Annotated in this window: 15 protein-coding genes (1 of these 15 cut by a window edge); 6 read left to right on the top strand and 9 right to left on the bottom strand. The window is 35.5% G+C overall.

Features of this window, described 5'->3' with window-relative positions; genetic code table 11:
- Positions 1 to 84 precede the first annotated feature (84 nt).
- The 3 genes from LEP1GSC049_RS217910 to LEP1GSC049_RS217920 are packed head-to-tail and all read right to left on the bottom strand — an operon-like array spanning position 85 to position 2,718.
- A complete protein-coding gene (locus LEP1GSC049_RS217910) occupies positions 85 to 837 on the bottom strand; it encodes an SDR family oxidoreductase (protein ID WP_016560567.1) in 753 nt (250 codons plus the stop codon).
- Positions 834 to 1,871, bottom strand: coding sequence for an SPL family radical SAM protein (locus LEP1GSC049_RS217915; RefSeq protein ID WP_004758043.1), 1,038 nt, complete (start codon positions 1,869 to 1,871; stop codon positions 834 to 836). The genes LEP1GSC049_RS217910 and LEP1GSC049_RS217915 overlap by 4 nt, the downstream gene beginning before the upstream one ends.
- Positions 1,843 to 2,718 (bottom strand): 5'-methylthioadenosine/S-adenosylhomocysteine nucleosidase family protein, encoded by an 876-nt coding sequence (locus LEP1GSC049_RS217920; RefSeq protein ID WP_004755114.1) that lies wholly within the window; start codon positions 2,716 to 2,718, stop codon positions 1,843 to 1,845. Before LEP1GSC049_RS217920 ends, LEP1GSC049_RS217915 begins: the two co-directional genes overlap by 29 nt.
- 76 nt (positions 2,719 to 2,794) lie before the next feature.
- On the opposite strand from LEP1GSC049_RS217920, the gene LEP1GSC049_RS217925 reads away from it, so the two are divergent.
- Together LEP1GSC049_RS217925 and LEP1GSC049_RS217930 are read left to right on the top strand one after the other, a co-directional pair.
- Positions 2,795 to 3,109 carry a YkvA family protein gene (locus LEP1GSC049_RS217925; protein ID WP_004754248.1) on the top strand — a complete coding sequence of 105 codons (315 nt, stop codon included), beginning with the start codon at positions 2,795 to 2,797 and terminating at the stop codon, positions 3,107 to 3,109.
- Positions 3,106 to 3,921, top strand: coding sequence for an inositol monophosphatase family protein (locus tag LEP1GSC049_RS217930; protein ID WP_004755310.1), 816 nt, complete (start codon positions 3,106 to 3,108; stop codon positions 3,919 to 3,921). Before LEP1GSC049_RS217925 ends, LEP1GSC049_RS217930 begins: the two co-directional genes overlap by 4 nt.
- A gap of 859 nt (positions 3,922 to 4,780) precedes the next feature.
- On the opposite strand, the gene LEP1GSC049_RS217935 is transcribed toward LEP1GSC049_RS217930, so the two are convergent.
- From LEP1GSC049_RS217935 to LEP1GSC049_RS217950, 4 genes are read right to left on the bottom strand one after another with little or no spacing between them, the layout of a single operon-like run.
- Positions 4,781 to 6,124: a glycosyltransferase gene (locus LEP1GSC049_RS217935; protein WP_004754734.1), complete on the bottom strand. Its 1,344-nt coding sequence runs from the start codon at positions 6,122 to 6,124 to the stop codon at positions 4,781 to 4,783.
- Entirely contained in the window at positions 6,108 to 7,157 is a 1,050-nt protein-coding gene (locus LEP1GSC049_RS217940) for a glycosyltransferase family 4 protein (RefSeq protein WP_004754470.1), read from the bottom strand. Before LEP1GSC049_RS217940 ends, LEP1GSC049_RS217935 begins: the two co-directional genes overlap by 17 nt.
- The gene (locus LEP1GSC049_RS217945) at positions 7,154 to 8,212 is read right to left on the bottom strand and encodes a glycosyltransferase family 4 protein (protein WP_004755432.1); all 1,059 of its coding nucleotides are present in this window, start codon (positions 8,210 to 8,212) and stop codon (positions 7,154 to 7,156) included. The genes LEP1GSC049_RS217940 and LEP1GSC049_RS217945 overlap by 4 nt, the downstream gene beginning before the upstream one ends.
- Positions 8,209 to 9,213 (bottom strand): LIC_10202 family protein, encoded by a 1,005-nt coding sequence (locus LEP1GSC049_RS217950; protein ID WP_004753959.1) that lies wholly within the window; start codon positions 9,211 to 9,213, stop codon positions 8,209 to 8,211. The genes LEP1GSC049_RS217945 and LEP1GSC049_RS217950 overlap by 4 nt, the downstream gene beginning before the upstream one ends.
- An 85-nt stretch (positions 9,214 to 9,298) precedes the next feature.
- On the opposite strand from LEP1GSC049_RS217950, the gene LEP1GSC049_RS217955 reads away from it, so the two are divergent.
- Positions 9,299 to 10,261: a GDP-mannose 4,6-dehydratase gene (locus tag LEP1GSC049_RS217955; RefSeq protein ID WP_004763391.1), complete on the top strand. Its 963-nt coding sequence runs from the start codon at positions 9,299 to 9,301 to the stop codon at positions 10,259 to 10,261.
- 913 nt (positions 10,262 to 11,174) lie between these two features.
- On the opposite strand, the gene cyoE is transcribed toward LEP1GSC049_RS217955, so the two are convergent.
- Together cyoE and LEP1GSC049_RS217965 are read right to left on the bottom strand one after the other, a co-directional pair.
- A complete protein-coding gene (gene cyoE, locus LEP1GSC049_RS217960; RefSeq protein WP_004771614.1) occupies positions 11,175 to 12,044 on the bottom strand; it encodes a heme o synthase in 870 nt (289 codons plus the stop codon).
- A gap of 15 nt (positions 12,045 to 12,059) precedes the next feature.
- Positions 12,060 to 13,007 carry a COX15/CtaA family protein gene (locus LEP1GSC049_RS217965; protein ID WP_004754845.1) on the bottom strand — a complete coding sequence of 316 codons (948 nt, stop codon included), beginning with the start codon at positions 13,005 to 13,007 and terminating at the stop codon, positions 12,060 to 12,062.
- 6 nt (positions 13,008 to 13,013) lie between these two features.
- Here LEP1GSC049_RS217965 and LEP1GSC049_RS2000000225935 point away from each other — a divergent pair, with 6 nt between their 5' ends.
- The 3 genes in view from LEP1GSC049_RS2000000225935 to LEP1GSC049_RS217970 are tightly spaced (at most 57 nt apart) and all read left to right on the top strand, a layout consistent with a single transcriptional unit that may run on beyond the window.
- Positions 13,014 to 13,199, top strand: coding sequence for a hypothetical protein (locus tag LEP1GSC049_RS2000000225935; RefSeq protein WP_080593352.1), 186 nt, complete (start codon positions 13,014 to 13,016; stop codon positions 13,197 to 13,199).
- Positions 13,200 to 13,256: 57 nt separating this feature from the next.
- Entirely contained in the window at positions 13,257 to 13,409 is a 153-nt protein-coding gene (locus tag LEP1GSC049_RS2000000227405; RefSeq protein WP_004753658.1) for a hypothetical protein, read from the top strand.
- Positions 13,410 to 13,435: 26 nt separating this feature from the next.
- Positions 13,436 to 13,744, top strand: partial view of an SCO family protein gene (locus LEP1GSC049_RS217970; RefSeq protein WP_016560665.1) — the beginning only. The gene runs 531 nt beyond the window's last position; only the first 309 of its 840 coding nucleotides appear in the window; its start codon is at positions 13,436 to 13,438; its stop codon lies beyond the right edge, outside the window.

Genomic DNA, 13,744 nt, shown 5'->3' with positions numbered 1-13,744 from the left:
TTGAATAACTTTAGAATCTTATTTTTAAAACCTGTTTCAAAACTAATTACAAATAATTTAAATGATTCTCTAGATAATTTATAATCAATCTTTCGAATCGTTTTCATTTTTTCGAACAAAAGGTTTTTTGGAAATTCGATGAAGTTTCGGACGAATCGTAATTTCAGTAAAACCTACATTCTCCGGATTAGAGAGAGAGAATTTAAAAGCGTTTAAAATTTCGGAGACGTTTAAATAAGATGTAGGATTGAAATCCGTTTCAAAATCCAAACGATCATAAAATTCAGTTTCCGTAATGTCCGGATTGATGTTTACTAATTTGACTCCGGATTTTCTAATTTCTTCGAATAAATTTAAACCGAAATGCCTGAGACCCGCTTTGGATCCGGCGTATGCGGCGCCTCGGATGGATTCTTTTAAAGCCGCGATGGAGTGGATTTGAAAGATCCATCCTTCGTTTTTTTTCAAATCTCTTAAAAATAATTTAGTGATAAGAATTGGAGATACAAAATTTACAAGAAGCATTCTTTCTAATGTGCCAAATGGAATCTCTTCGTGAGGTGAAAAATTACCCAAGCCAGCGTTATTTACCAATATTTTGAGAGCAGGTTCTTCTTTAAGAATATTAGATAACTTGAATTCGATTTCTTTTGTGTTCGAAAGGTCCAAGTAAATGTGCCGATATAAGGAGGAATCTTTTAAAAAAGACGAATTCGGTTCCGTTCTAGAAATTCCGATCACTCTATAACCTTCGGAGACTAAAAACTCTGAAATGGCCTTTCCGATTCCTTTGGAAGAACCTGTGACAATCGCTAAATTTCCGTTAGGTGTTTTCATTTGAATTCCATTTCACTGGCGGAGAGTTTGTGGATTTTTTCTTTCGAAATGAAAAGCTCTAATTCTTGTTCAACGACTGCAAACATTTCTTTTTCCAAATCTTCCGGATACGATTTCATTCCGGAATTTGTGTTCATCGGAAGATAAAACAAATAAGAATCCGGTCTCCTTTTTTTAGAATTTTTAAAATAATCCGAATTCATTCTAAAAACTCCTAAGCTGATTTCTCTTAGTTTTTCTCCTGGAATTTCTTCAAAAATTTTACGGATGAACTCTGGGTAAACCGATTTCCAATCTGGAACGTTTAGAATCGGATCGATACAAAGACGAACCTGCCAGCCAGAGTTTAACGCTTCTTTAATATTTTTTAATCTAGAGGAAAGTCTGGGAGTTAAAGGTTCGTGTTCTTGGATCACTGAATTAGGGGAAAGCGTCCAAGCTAAAATAACGTTTGGAACCGGTTTAAGATCTGCAATCGACTTGAAATTTGCGCTTTTTGTTCTGATTTCGATTATCAAATCCGGATGGGAGCTTGCAAATAGAATCCATTCTTTACAATATCCTAATGTATTTTCTAGGGCTAAAAGATCGGTATCATAAGAAATACAAAGATACAGCGGTTTTGAAAATGTAAGTTGTTCTTTGGTTTCCAAAATAAAGTCCTCATTGTTTACAAAAATGACTATATTTGCGGAAGGATACATTCCTTGAAGGTAACAATAGGAACAATTGTAAAGACAGTTTAGTACAAGCGCATTGTAATAAAAAAAACGATAGCCGAAATCTGGTGCGATACCCGAACCTGAATATAAAAATTGTTCTTTACGTTTTGCTAATATGAGTTTAGGACTTCTTTTTTGAGCCTGGAAATTTTGGGCAGAAGGGTTGAATACTTCTTTGTAAGAATTGATAGGGATTGTATATGATTTTGGAAATTTAGAGAGAATTTCCAAAGTTTTTGGATGATCTTTAGCGGACTCTTCCACATAAATATGGGAGAATCTTTTAGGACTGATAAAATTGCCTGAGCGCATATAGTCCTTTTTTACCTAATTCTCTGGTTTCCACTAGGGTTCGATCGGGTTTAAAAAGCCCATTCGAATTTTTTAAAATACTAAGACCTAGGTCGGGGGAGTTGCCGGTCCTGATTTTATAGCCGATCATCCAATCTTTGAGTTGAATCCTTTCTGTTTCCGATAGACGTAATGTCTCACAGATTTGTAAAAGTGCGGAAGTTTCTTTAGCTAAAAGTTGTATGTCGTTTCCTTGAAAAACAGGAATAGACAAAATTGAAAGAATATCCGGAAGGGAGTTTTGTATCCTAAACGAGATCGTTTTCGAAAAATCTTCAATATTAGAATACTCTAATTTATTAAAATTATCTGAAACTATTTTTACGACTCGAATTCTATCCGAAGAAAAAAATTTTCTAGAAGCCGTAAAAAAGCCGAAGGCTTCCATGTCGACTAGTGTATTCGGGAGTTCTGGAACAACGTCGTCGAAAATCGGTTTGTCAAAGGTTCGAAGAGCCGATTCGGAAATTGGAGAATGGAAAAGAATATCCGGGTAAACGTTTTTAAACGAACTTTCATCTGTGATTTTATGGATCAAAAATGACCTACCAATTTCGGAAATATCTTTCCGAGCGCCACAGATGCCGAAATTCAAAATCCAGGAGGAATCTGAGATTTGATTTTTAAATTCGTTTAATAAAAAAACGACTGACATTGCGGAATGGATTTTCCCAGTTCCGGAAATAACTAAAGTATGGTTTTCATTTTGATATACCGGGAAAACGGTTTTATCTCGTAGGATATTTAAACCTAAGCTTTCGATCAAAGGTTTTGCTTCGGCAAAAAGTGCGACGGAAATGAAAATCATCTTTCTTTCTTGATACTCTAACGTCCAATTGAGGACAAGAGAGAAATCATCGATTGAAAAAGAAAAGGAGCCTTTTATGAATCTGATTGAAAAGGTAAAAGAGGAATTTTGGCCTAAATTGAAAAACGTAGTATCCAAGATACCGTTCACGGAAGATCTAATTGCACTTTATTATTCCATGATGGACCCTGAAACTCCGTTTAGGACTAAACTTATCATTGCAGGAGCGCTTGTTTATTTTATTTCTCCGTTGGACGCTATTCCGGATTTTATACCTGGGGCGGGATTTCTAGATGACGCCGGAGTAATCGCTGCCGTACTGGCAAGTGTTCAGTCCGCGATCCGTGAAGAACATAGGATAAAGGCTAGAGAATTTTTGGAGAAAAAATGAGCTTAGACGACGAAATCAAAATAAGATACGAACACTTCTTGAATTTTGTTCCTGAGGTGATGAAATTTTTAGCGGCGACTCAAGAAGAGAATGATCTTGGAGTTGTATATAAAGGAGAGATCGATCTAGTAACCAAAGCGGATAAAGGTTCTGAGGAAAGAATCATCAATGAGATTGAAAGGGTGTTTCCTTCGGATAGTATATTAGGAGAAGAAGGAACCAATAAAAAAGGAAGTTCCGTATTTAAATGGATTATAGATCCACTGGATGGAACGATTAATTATTCACATAGACTTCCGTTGTATTGTATTTGTATCGGTTTGGAAAATCAAGAGAATCAGGAAGTTGTAATGGGAATTGTACCACTTCCGGCGATGAACGAAATCTATCATGCTCGAAAAGGACAAGGAGCGTTTAAAAATCAAAAACGAATTTCGGTTTCAAAAACGAAGGAATTAAAACAATCCTTGCTCTGTACCGGTTTTCCGTACGATCGAGAAAAGAGAATTGATCGACTCATGTTTTATTATAGAAACTTTTTATTAAAAACGAGGGGAGTTCGAAGGACCGGAGCTGCCGGATTAGATCTATGTTGGGTAGCAGAAGGACGTTTTGATGCGTTTTGGGAAGAAGATTTAAAACCTTGGGACATGGCCGCGGGGGCTATCATACTTTCAGAAGCGGGTGGAGAAATGTCTACTTACGATGGTAATACATTCACTCCTTATATACCGAACGTGATCGCAAGTAACAAACTGCTTCATCAAAAGATGATGGAAAGAATGGGAGATTATCTGCACGACGTGATTTAGGTTGGGTAGTTTTCGGAGAAAGAGTTTTTAGAGCTTTATATTTTTATTATATTCTGAAAATTTGATTTTCATTTGTTTCTCCGAAACCGGGTTATGGCTATAGTCAATAAATTGCATGAAAGAAACATAATATTCTATTTCATCTTTAGCTACAATTTAGAGTGCGACTTGTCGAACGACCTAAAACGCGATCCGTAGAGGGCCATAACCAACCCCACAAGTATTTGGATCTCAATAGAGTTGTTGAAAAATGAATTCTCCATCTGTTTCTATTTCATGGAAACGAGCAATTGAAATAGTTTTGTTAAACTGAACTATGGAATTTTTCAGCAACTCTAATATAAATCTGTGGGAATTACGACAAATCCTCTGTAAAACTGAGTTCCCACCCTTATTTTTGGGTGGGGGCGGAGGTGGAGAAATTCGGAAGACTTTTCTCTATCAGAAAAACATGCTTTTTGCAAGTAAAAAGACTCATTCTTGTCGGAACACTTGAAAAATGTGCGTTTTTGAGCCTTATGATTCTAAAATCCTATTCAACTTGTGGGTAAGGTTATGGTAGAGAGCGTTGTGCTTTAGTTTCCAACGCTTTCGCAAAAAGCGTTTTGCTGAGTTTAGGGAGTGAGACGCTTTAGTACTTCGAGCGCCCGTAGAAGTGAGACGGCTTTAGTTTAAAAGAGCGTTCTGTTAAGTTTCCTATGTAGGTATTTAATTGGAGAATTATTTGTAAGGGATTTTATATATGATTTTTTGAATTTTAATCATTTGGAATATTCTAAACTTTATTTTATAATGAATTATAAAATATCTAGAAATTATTTCTTTTCCTCAAAAGACAATTTAGCGGGAATTTTAAAGTTTACGAACCGGAATACTTTTTCTGAATCGTTTTTTCGATCAATCGCAGTAATTTATCTTTTACGATTTTCGGATTAAAGTTTTGTTCTACGTATTTTTTACCGTTTTTGCCCATTTCAATGGATTCTATCGGATGATTCAAAATGAAGTTTAAGGTGGCAAAAAAACTTTTGCGATCGGAATAAAAAAGACCGCCATTGCTTCTGAGACAATGACCTTTGAGGACGTCCGATCTTGCGTTGACAAGAACAGGTTTTTCTTTTAACCAAACTTCCATAAGAACGATGGAAAAACTTTCCAAAGGAGAAGAGTTGATCAAACAGGAGCAATTCTCTATAAGACTTAATTTGATATTCTCTTCCACAAATCCTAAAAATTCTACATTCGGATTTTCTAATATTTTTTTAGGAATTTTAGAAACGATTTTACCGGCGATTTTGAGAGTGTGCGGAAAATACGAATTCGTTTTCCATTCCAGGAACCATTCCACCATTTCCAGAAAACCTTTTCCTTGATCCACACGACCAACGTAGAGTAAAAAAGGCGAACTTTCGGATAAATTAGAGGATTTTGATTTAATCAAAGAATGGGCGATTTCGAAATTTTCTAAAAAACTAGGGTTTACTTCTGAATTCGAATTCTCTTTAAAATCGGACCATCGATCAAAATTCAAATTCATTCCAGTAATTGAATATATAGTCGGTTTGAATCCTAAGATATTTCGAAAAACCTCCAATTCTTCAGGAGTGTTAAAAGAATACGAGCTACGGTCCGTTAGAACTTCCTTATATATTGGAAGATATGCCGGAGCTTCGTCGTGAAATGTAGGAATAACGACTGATTTTTCTTCTACCAAAGGTAATCCGAAAACCAAAGGATAATAAAGATAACTTACGAAGAAAAAAATATCATATTCACTTTTTCTAAATTCGATAAATTGAATTAATTCCGGGACGTAAGGACCTTGTTCCTGAAGCCAATAATTTACATTTTCCTTATTTTGTAAGGAAGGTTTTTCTAAAATTTTTTTCGAAATTCGATTAAATCGATCTATGTTTCTTTGTTTTTCGACAGTAAATTGGAGAATTTTATAACTTCCGCCCAAAGATGAGTGCCTTTCTTCAAAACGGATCTGTTTGGAACCGTCTTGAAATAGATCCTTGGGTTGAATTGGAATTGAGTTTTTCCAAGAAATATAATCCAGACTTCGGGTAGTCAAAACGGTGATATCAAAATCGGAGGACAATAATTCTACAAATTGAAAGATAAGTTTTTCCGAACCTCCGGAAACCTTGTCCGAAAAAATCGGACAAACAACCGCGATCTTTTTAAGAGATGATTTCAAGCGCCTTCCTAAGAACGGATTTATAATCCGTTTTTTTAAATTCGTTCAGACGTAGATCTTGCTCCGTCAAAATTTGATTTTGAAAAGAAACATCAGTCAAAATTTTATTGAGTAAGATAGCCAAGTTCGGAAAATTTTTTTCTTTAAAAAGAATACCAGCTCCGTTTAAAGTTTCGGAAACCGCGCCACCTGAAAAAGCGAGGATTGGAATTCTATAAATCATAGCTTCGATCAAAGGAACACAAAAACCTTCGTGTTCGCTCATAGAAACGAAAGCGTCCGCTTCTTGATAAAGAGAATTTAGTTCTAAGTCGGAGAGAAAACCTGTGATCAAAACGTTTTTTCTGAGATCGTAAAAGTCCAGCATCCTTTCTAGTTCTTCTCGATAAAGATACAATTCTTTGGAATTAAAACCTGCGAGATAAAACTGGAACTGGTCGGAAATCATGGATTTATATGCGAATGCAAGACGGATTAAATCGTCCTGTTTTTTATTGGGAGTGATTCTACCTACAAAAATGATTTTTTTAATTTTAGATTTCGACTTTTCAATTTTAGGAAAACGTTCGGACAATTGGTAAGTGATCGGTAGAATTTCTACATTCCGAAATCCTAATTCTTCTAATTCCATTTGGTTGAACTTAGAAACCGCAAAAACGAAATTGAATTTCTCGTTCATTTTTTCTAACTCTTCTCTTCCTTTTTTGAGAAGATAACTCATTTTTAGATCGTAGGATTCGAAAAAATGATGAGGAGTTACGTTATGATAAATTAAAACTCTGGGAGATCGAAAGGATCTTAAAAAATCAAACACATTGGAATGGATCGAATGATGATAAAATAAAATATTTTTTGAAGATTTGTTGTAGGTTTTATATTTTTTTACAAAAGTAAGTTTAGACGCTCCAATGTTTTCCGAAAATATATCTCCTTTATATTCAAAATCTTTTAAGTGATTGCGAATTTCAAGCATCTGATTGCTGATCGCATCACCCGGATTAAAACCCGCAGAAAATTGATGAACCTCTTTCATGCTAGGATTTTCTCTTTAAAAAAACTTTCGAATGGAAAAAAATTATACTCTTGGGCGATTTCTTGCTCCTTTTTAGAAATTTGTTGGCGTAACGATTTTTTTTCCAAAAGGTTGTCTATCAGAAGCGCGAGTAGATTTATGGAAGAAGAAGATTTATCTTTGAAAATGATTCCTCCGGTTTTCATCGTTTCGGGAGTTGCTCCCGCTTTATAAGAAATCACAGGGATTCCGGCCCCGAATGCGTCCAAAACCGGAATGTTAAAACCTTCGTGTTCGCTCATACAGACGTATAAATCCATAGAATTTAGAAAAGAATTTATTTCTGCGTCGTTTGCGCCCAAACGGATTTGAACGTTTTCCGTCAAGCGCTTGATTAAAATATTCTTTTTAAGAAAATTGTAATATTCTTTAAAAACCAAAGGAACGTTTCCACAAATCAAAAGTTGGACGTTTTGTCTGATTGTTAAAATCGATTCTAAAAGTGCCAAAAGATCTTCCATTTTTTTATTTGGAGAAATTCTACCGATAAAACCGATCGTAAATTCCTTTTTATCTTTTATTACCGTTTCTCTGATCGGATATTTTTTGACGATTGGAAGAACGAAAACATTTGTGATTTGTAGAGATCGTAAAAAATTTACGTTAAATTCGGAAGAAGGTAAAAATAGATCCGTTTCGTTTTTGAGCGAATAGAGTTCTAACAAAGAACGTTTTTCTTCAAGTTGAAGTGTGTTGTAAATTTCGGAACTTAAGAAATTCTTAAAATAGATTGCTGGAGTGAAACTCTGGTAACGAACTATTTTTTTTCCGGATAAATTTCGGAACCAATCCAGTGGATAACCGCAACCACCGTAGTTTAATATATGAATGTCGTTGGGAGAAAAACGTAATGTAGTAGGATGAATTTCGATAGGAAGTGATTCTTTAGAAAAGTTTTTAAGGCATACAATAGAATTAGGAACGCCTATTTTTTCGAGAACGTTTCGAATTCCTTTAATGTCGTTTCCGATTCCGTCTCCGTCTTTAAATTCGGTGACGTGTTGATAAACTTTCATTTTCGAAACGAAAGAACGGTAAAACCGTCTTCTGATTTTCTTTCTATAATGTTTCTAAAACCGAGTTGTTTGAGATAATCTCGGATCAAAGGTTCTTGAACTCTTGTAAGTCTTAAAGGCAAAAAAGGAGAAGGATAGTTGGAATTTTCATTGGAAAATCGAAAACGAATTTCAGTTCCTGGTGAAACTTTCAAACTTAGAGTTTTGAGCGTTTTTTCAATCAACCAATGCGGATGAATCGATAAATTTTCTGATATTATAATTTTAGAATATTCTGAACAACTTTTAGGAACTTCGCCGAGTTCTTCAAAGTGTATGTTCGTTGTAATTGAATTTTTTATGAACTCAGCACAAGACTTGTTCCAACTAATCGAATCAAACTTAGCGCCTAACTTCAAAAGTTGTTTGAGCATTTTTCCCCAGCCGGGAGATAAAACCAAAACTTTTTCCGAAGGATTGACGGATTCCAATAAAAAGTTTTCACTTTCTTGTGTGGAATCTTCCGAATAAAGATTTTCATTAGCCCAAAGAAATTCCGGTCTTACTTCTTTTCCGATGGCTTGATTCCATTCTAAAAATTCGGAATAAAAGGATTCCATTTTTCTTTTCAGATTTTGATTTTCGGAACGGATTAAAATTAATTCGTGTAACACACTGTAGAATGCGCGGGTTCTATTTTCGGAAAGTTTTTTATCTAAAAAAGAATAAAATTCTGCAAATCGAATCAAAAGCCATTTGAGAGGTCCTTTTACAAATCTAAGTTTAGGATTGGTGAACTTAGGAGGAGAAATTCCTTTTTCGAAAAGATGGGCGATTTCTGAAGGATCAAAATCTCTATAACCTTCTGGACTAGGAGGAGAGAATTTCCAATGAGTGAGTTTTTCTATATCTTCTTTTGTGGAAGGATTTTTTTTGAGTTTAGATTCTATTTCTTCCATGATCTCCCGAACGTTGATCCGAGAATCTCTGATTTCAAATAGTTCCTGAAATTTATCTTCCATACTCAAAAGGGGGAAAGAATTTTATTCGATTGTTTTTTATTCATTTTCTAAAACAACAGTATTTTTACGGAAAATCAAGAATTCTATGAAATGCCTAATAACGGGAGCGGGAGGTTTTGTTGGTAGTTATCTACTAAAAGAATTAAAACAATCTTATACCGATTTTTTAGGAATAGGCATTCAATCCGGTCCTAATATAACAGAAAATCTTGAACTTCCGAAATCATATCGCTCCGTTGTTTGTGATATACGGAATTTAAATCAAGTTCGTTCTATCATCTATGAATTTTCACCGGATGTTATATTTCATCTTGCGGCACAACCTTTTGTTCCAAAGGCGGTGGAAGATCCGGGTGAAACTTTGGAGATCAACATACACGGAACGTTGAATCTATTAGAATCTTTGCGTTCTTTAAAAAAGAAAGTTCGTTTCGTTTATATTTCTTCTTCCGATGTTTATGGAAACGTTCCGGAATCTTATCTTCCAGTTACGGAGTCGGTCGTCCCTGCTCCTCTCAATCCGTATTCTTCTTCTAAATACTGTGCGGAAATTTATTGTCTACAGTATCATCGATGGATTCAAGATCTTGAAATTGTAATTGCAAGACCTTTCAATCATACTGGCCCAAAACAAGGTTTGAATTTTGTGATTCCTAATTTTTGTTCTCAAGTTTTAGAGACGCTTAAAAGACCGGAATCGGAAAGAAAAATTTTAGTAGGAGATCTTTCGTCTTCGAGAGATTTTTTAGATGTGAGAGACGTCGTATTTGCGTATCGAATTCTTGCTGAAAAAGGAAAACCAGGTGAAATTTATAATATTTGTTCCGGTAGAGAAGTGATCATCAGAGACGTGTTAGATGAAATCATTTCTACTTCGGGACAGAAAATTCCGGTGGAAGTGGATTCTACTCGTTTTCGTCCTGCAGAAATGAAACGTCTTTTTGGAGATAGTCAGAAACTAAAACAACTCGGTTGGGAGCCTCGTTTCGAATTATCAGATACAATTCAAGATGTTTATAATAGTATCGAGCAATATAACGAAATCTGACTGGATGAATTTAGCAGGATGTTCTTAGGCTTTCTCCAACTTACGTTTATAACGTGAGTTCGACGTAAGAAAACTGGGCGAATCCGGCTTGCCACAGGCAGCCGACTGGGCTCTTTAGCTCTGGTCAATCAATTGCATACAGGAAACATAATACAACAAATCGTCTTTAGATTCAATTTAGAACGCGATCCGTAGAGAGCCATAACCAACCCCACAAGTTGAATAGGATTTTAGAATCAAAATTGAACTCAGCAAAACGCTTTTTGCGAAAGCGTTGGAAACTCAACACAACGCTCTCTACGGATCGCGTTGTGGGCTCAAAAACGCACATTTTTCAAGTGTTCCGACAAGAATGAGTCTTTTTACTTGCAAAAAGTATGTTTTTCTGATAGAGAAAAAGTCTTCCGAACTTCTCCACCTGAATTGCGACCCATGGGAAGCAATTCATTGAGTTACCCCCACCCAAAAATAGGGAAAACTAAACACAACGCTCTCTATGGATCGCGTCGTGGGGTGGGAACTCAGTTTTACAGAGGATTTGTCGTAATTCCCACAGATTTAATATTGAAATCTAAATACTTGTGGGGTTGGTAGAGAGCGTTCTGCTTTAGTTTCCCCGTACGATCCCTTTCGCGTTAGGCCGAACTCACGTTAAAAATAGGATTTAAATTTGATGATGACCACAAAACAGCGGTTTTGTGCAAAAATCGGATGGATGATGATTCTTTTTGTGTTTCCTAGTAGTTCCCACAATTTCAAATTTTAACTATTATTTGTGTGAGTTCCCACAGATTAAGTCACATAATAAATTTTTAAACATTCATTTTTTGTGATTCGAGTCGGAAAGTTCCACATTTATTTTTTATGGAAAAATCAGGTTTTTATAAAACGGATTTCTTAGGCCTAACTTATGTTAAATAAGATGATCGACTACGATCGTAATATTAATTATGAAAAGGTGAAGTATGGAAAAGAAAAAAAATTTTCTAGCAGATTGAGGTTCCGGGTTTTGAATCAATCGGTAAGAAAGAATTCCCATCCAAGCACAAACGACTAAAGCAGTCATGAGATACAAAAATCCCATAGAAGATTCTAAAAAATAAAAACTAACGCAGGCAATAGAATAAAAAATTGTATAGAAGAATATGGATTTTGTAGTCTGATGAATTCCTTTGACAACTGGCAACATAGGAAAGTCTGCATCCGAATATTCTTCTTTCAGAAAAATTGCTAAAGCCCAAAAGTGAGCTGGAGTCCATAAGAAAATCATCATAAACAAAACCCATGCTTGTACTGGTAGAGAATTTCCAATTGCAGCATAACCAATCAAAGGTCCTACACATCCGGCCACTCCGCCGATTACTATGTTTTGAGTTGTTCTGGGTTTTAAAAAAATTGTATAAAGAAAGACGTAAGAGATTAAAGCAGCAAAAGCACACAAGGCGGTCAAAAGATTTACATAGACTGCCAGAACATAAAAGGAAGATCCCATCATAGATATTCCGACTAATGTTGCTTGTGTGACACTGATTCTCCCCGAAGGAATCGGACGGTCCGAAGTACGTTTCATTTTTGCGTCCCGATCCCTTTCGATCACTTGGTTGAAAATAAACGAAGCCGAAGACATTAAAAATGTTCCGAACAAAGTAGTCGCAATCAAAAACCCGGAAGGGGATTGTTCGCCTGCGAGATATAAACCCGGAATGATTGTAGCCAAAACCAGAGAAGTAACCCTAGGTTTCAGCATTTGATTCCAGTCTGAAAAGAAAGTGGAACTAGCCATTATAGCTTACCGAAATTATTTTTCGGTCCTCCGTTCATTAGTCAATACGACGACCCTAGAAATCAGGGATAAATAAGTAGAGGTAAGTAAAAGAACGGCAAAGCCGGTATGAAGTGCGGTTATAAGTTTTGGTAGGCCGAAAAATATATTCAAAATTCCTAAAATAATTTGGGCGACTACAAGATACATGGAAATTTGAAGAAATCTTTTTGAGGTCGTTGGAAAATTCTTCCAAATTGCAAAACCAAGAGAGACCACAAGCAACAAAACCACCGCATAAGCCCCGAATCTATGGAATACTTGAATTTTAACGATTTCTAATGGGTTGTTGGGAATCCACTGACCCCAACAAGTCGGAAAATCTGGACAGGCAAGTCCCGCGTAGTGAGAACTAACACGACCGCCTAAAATAATTTGAACTACAATTCCGATCAAAAGAATAAAATAAAGGATATTATCTTTTCTGAATAAATAAGCGGTTTCGATAAAATGTTTACTTTGATACAAAGCTTTTTCTCTAGAGTCGATAGAAACTGTAAGTATAACTAAAAAGAAAGCGATCGCGTTCAATAAGTGAAGATTTACAGAAGTAGGATCGAGTTTCAAAGTGACGGTAAGTCTTCCTAAATTGATTTGAGAGATCAATAGAAGGATCGCGATTCCTAAATAGATGCCGAATTCTTTTCTAAGAATTTTATCCGTAAACGTCCAGATTGTAAGACCTAAAAGAATCAGTCCTAAAAAAGCGGAATAATAACGGTGAGAGACTTCCATAAAAATTTGAAAATCAAAAGTCGGAAAAATCTTTCCAAAACAAAACGGCCAATCAGGACAAGCAAGGCCTGAACCGGTCGCCCTCACCAAAGGACCATAGAGTAAATTTAAAAAAATGAGTACACTCAAGAATAGAGAGACTTTATAGAACAAACGAAATTTTGAAGAAATATCTGAGTTAGAGTTCATTCTTTTCTGAAATCCTCAAAAGAGGTTCTGAAATACCATACTCGAAAAACGATTTTTAAGAGCAATGAAAGTGTAGATAAATGTAAACGCGAAATCTCTAAAATTGTAGTTTTTATTAGAATCGCCGAACGTATTTTGAAAGTATTAAAATATTACTTTCAAAAAAATAGATTCGTCCGATTTTGTCCTTGAATCTTTTAATTTTATTCTTTAAGAGAATAGGAATCAATTACAGAGGAGTCTTTTTCCATGACACAACAAAGTGGATACAATCGACCTGGGTTTTGGACTTTTATTATTGTTTTATTAGGAAATTTGGTATTCTTCGTTTATCTTTCTTTTTTACATCCGGGAGTTAAAGAACATTCTCTTAATCTTCCTGCAAATATTCAGACAAAATAATCTGGGAAAATACCCGGAGTTAAATCTTGTTTTTTAAAAATTCCCTGATTTCAGGGGCCATCTTTTGTTTATTTACTGCTTCCATTTACTCATACGATCCCGCTGCTCGGTTTGATAAAAATGAAAAACCGAAAGAATTGGAAGGGGTGGGAGTTCAGGAAAAGTTGGGTAATCAACTTGATCTTTCCCTTTCTTTCCGAGATGAATCCGGAAAATCGGTTCTCTTAAGTTCCTTCTTTAAAAGAGATAAACCGGTGCTACTATCTCTTGTTTATTATAAATGTCCTACGTTGTGTAACTTTCACCTTAACGGTGTTACAGATGTACTTAAAAAA

Origin of the sequence: Leptospira kirschneri serovar Cynopteri str. 3522 CT (assembly GCF_000243695.2) — a bacterium.
GTDB lineage: Bacteria > Spirochaetota > Leptospiria > Leptospirales > Leptospiraceae > Leptospira > Leptospira kirschneri.
This window is presented reverse-complemented; position numbering and strand designations above follow the sequence as displayed.

Coding starts and splice junctions, on each gene's coding strand:
- LEP1GSC049_RS217910 (WP_016560567.1), bottom strand. CDS start 837: ATGAAAACACCTAACGGAAATTTAGCGATTGTCACAGGTTCTTCCAAA.
- LEP1GSC049_RS217915 (WP_004758043.1), bottom strand. CDS start 1,871: ATGCGCTCAGGCAATTTTATCAGTCCTAAAAGATTCTCCCATATTTAT.
- LEP1GSC049_RS217920 (WP_004755114.1), bottom strand. CDS start 2,718: ATGATTTTCATTTCCGTCGCACTTTTTGCCGAAGCAAAACCTTTGATC.
- LEP1GSC049_RS217925 (WP_004754248.1), top strand. CDS start 2,795: ATGAATCTGATTGAAAAGGTAAAAGAGGAATTTTGGCCTAAATTGAAA.
- LEP1GSC049_RS217930 (WP_004755310.1), top strand. CDS start 3,106: ATGAGCTTAGACGACGAAATCAAAATAAGATACGAACACTTCTTGAAT.
- LEP1GSC049_RS217940 (WP_004754470.1), bottom strand. CDS start 7,157: ATGAAAGAGGTTCATCAATTTTCTGCGGGTTTTAATCCGGGTGATGCG.
- LEP1GSC049_RS217945 (WP_004755432.1), bottom strand. CDS start 8,212: ATGAAAGTTTATCAACACGTCACCGAATTTAAAGACGGAGACGGAATC.
- LEP1GSC049_RS217950 (WP_004753959.1), bottom strand. CDS start 9,213: ATGGAAGATAAATTTCAGGAACTATTTGAAATCAGAGATTCTCGGATC.
- LEP1GSC049_RS217955 (WP_004763391.1), top strand. CDS start 9,299: ATGAAATGCCTAATAACGGGAGCGGGAGGTTTTGTTGGTAGTTATCTA.
- cyoE (WP_004771614.1), bottom strand. CDS start 12,044: ATGGCTAGTTCCACTTTCTTTTCAGACTGGAATCAAATGCTGAAACCT.
- LEP1GSC049_RS217965 (WP_004754845.1), bottom strand. CDS start 13,007: ATGAACTCTAACTCAGATATTTCTTCAAAATTTCGTTTGTTCTATAAA.
- LEP1GSC049_RS2000000227405 (WP_004753658.1), top strand. CDS start 13,257: ATGACACAACAAAGTGGATACAATCGACCTGGGTTTTGGACTTTTATT.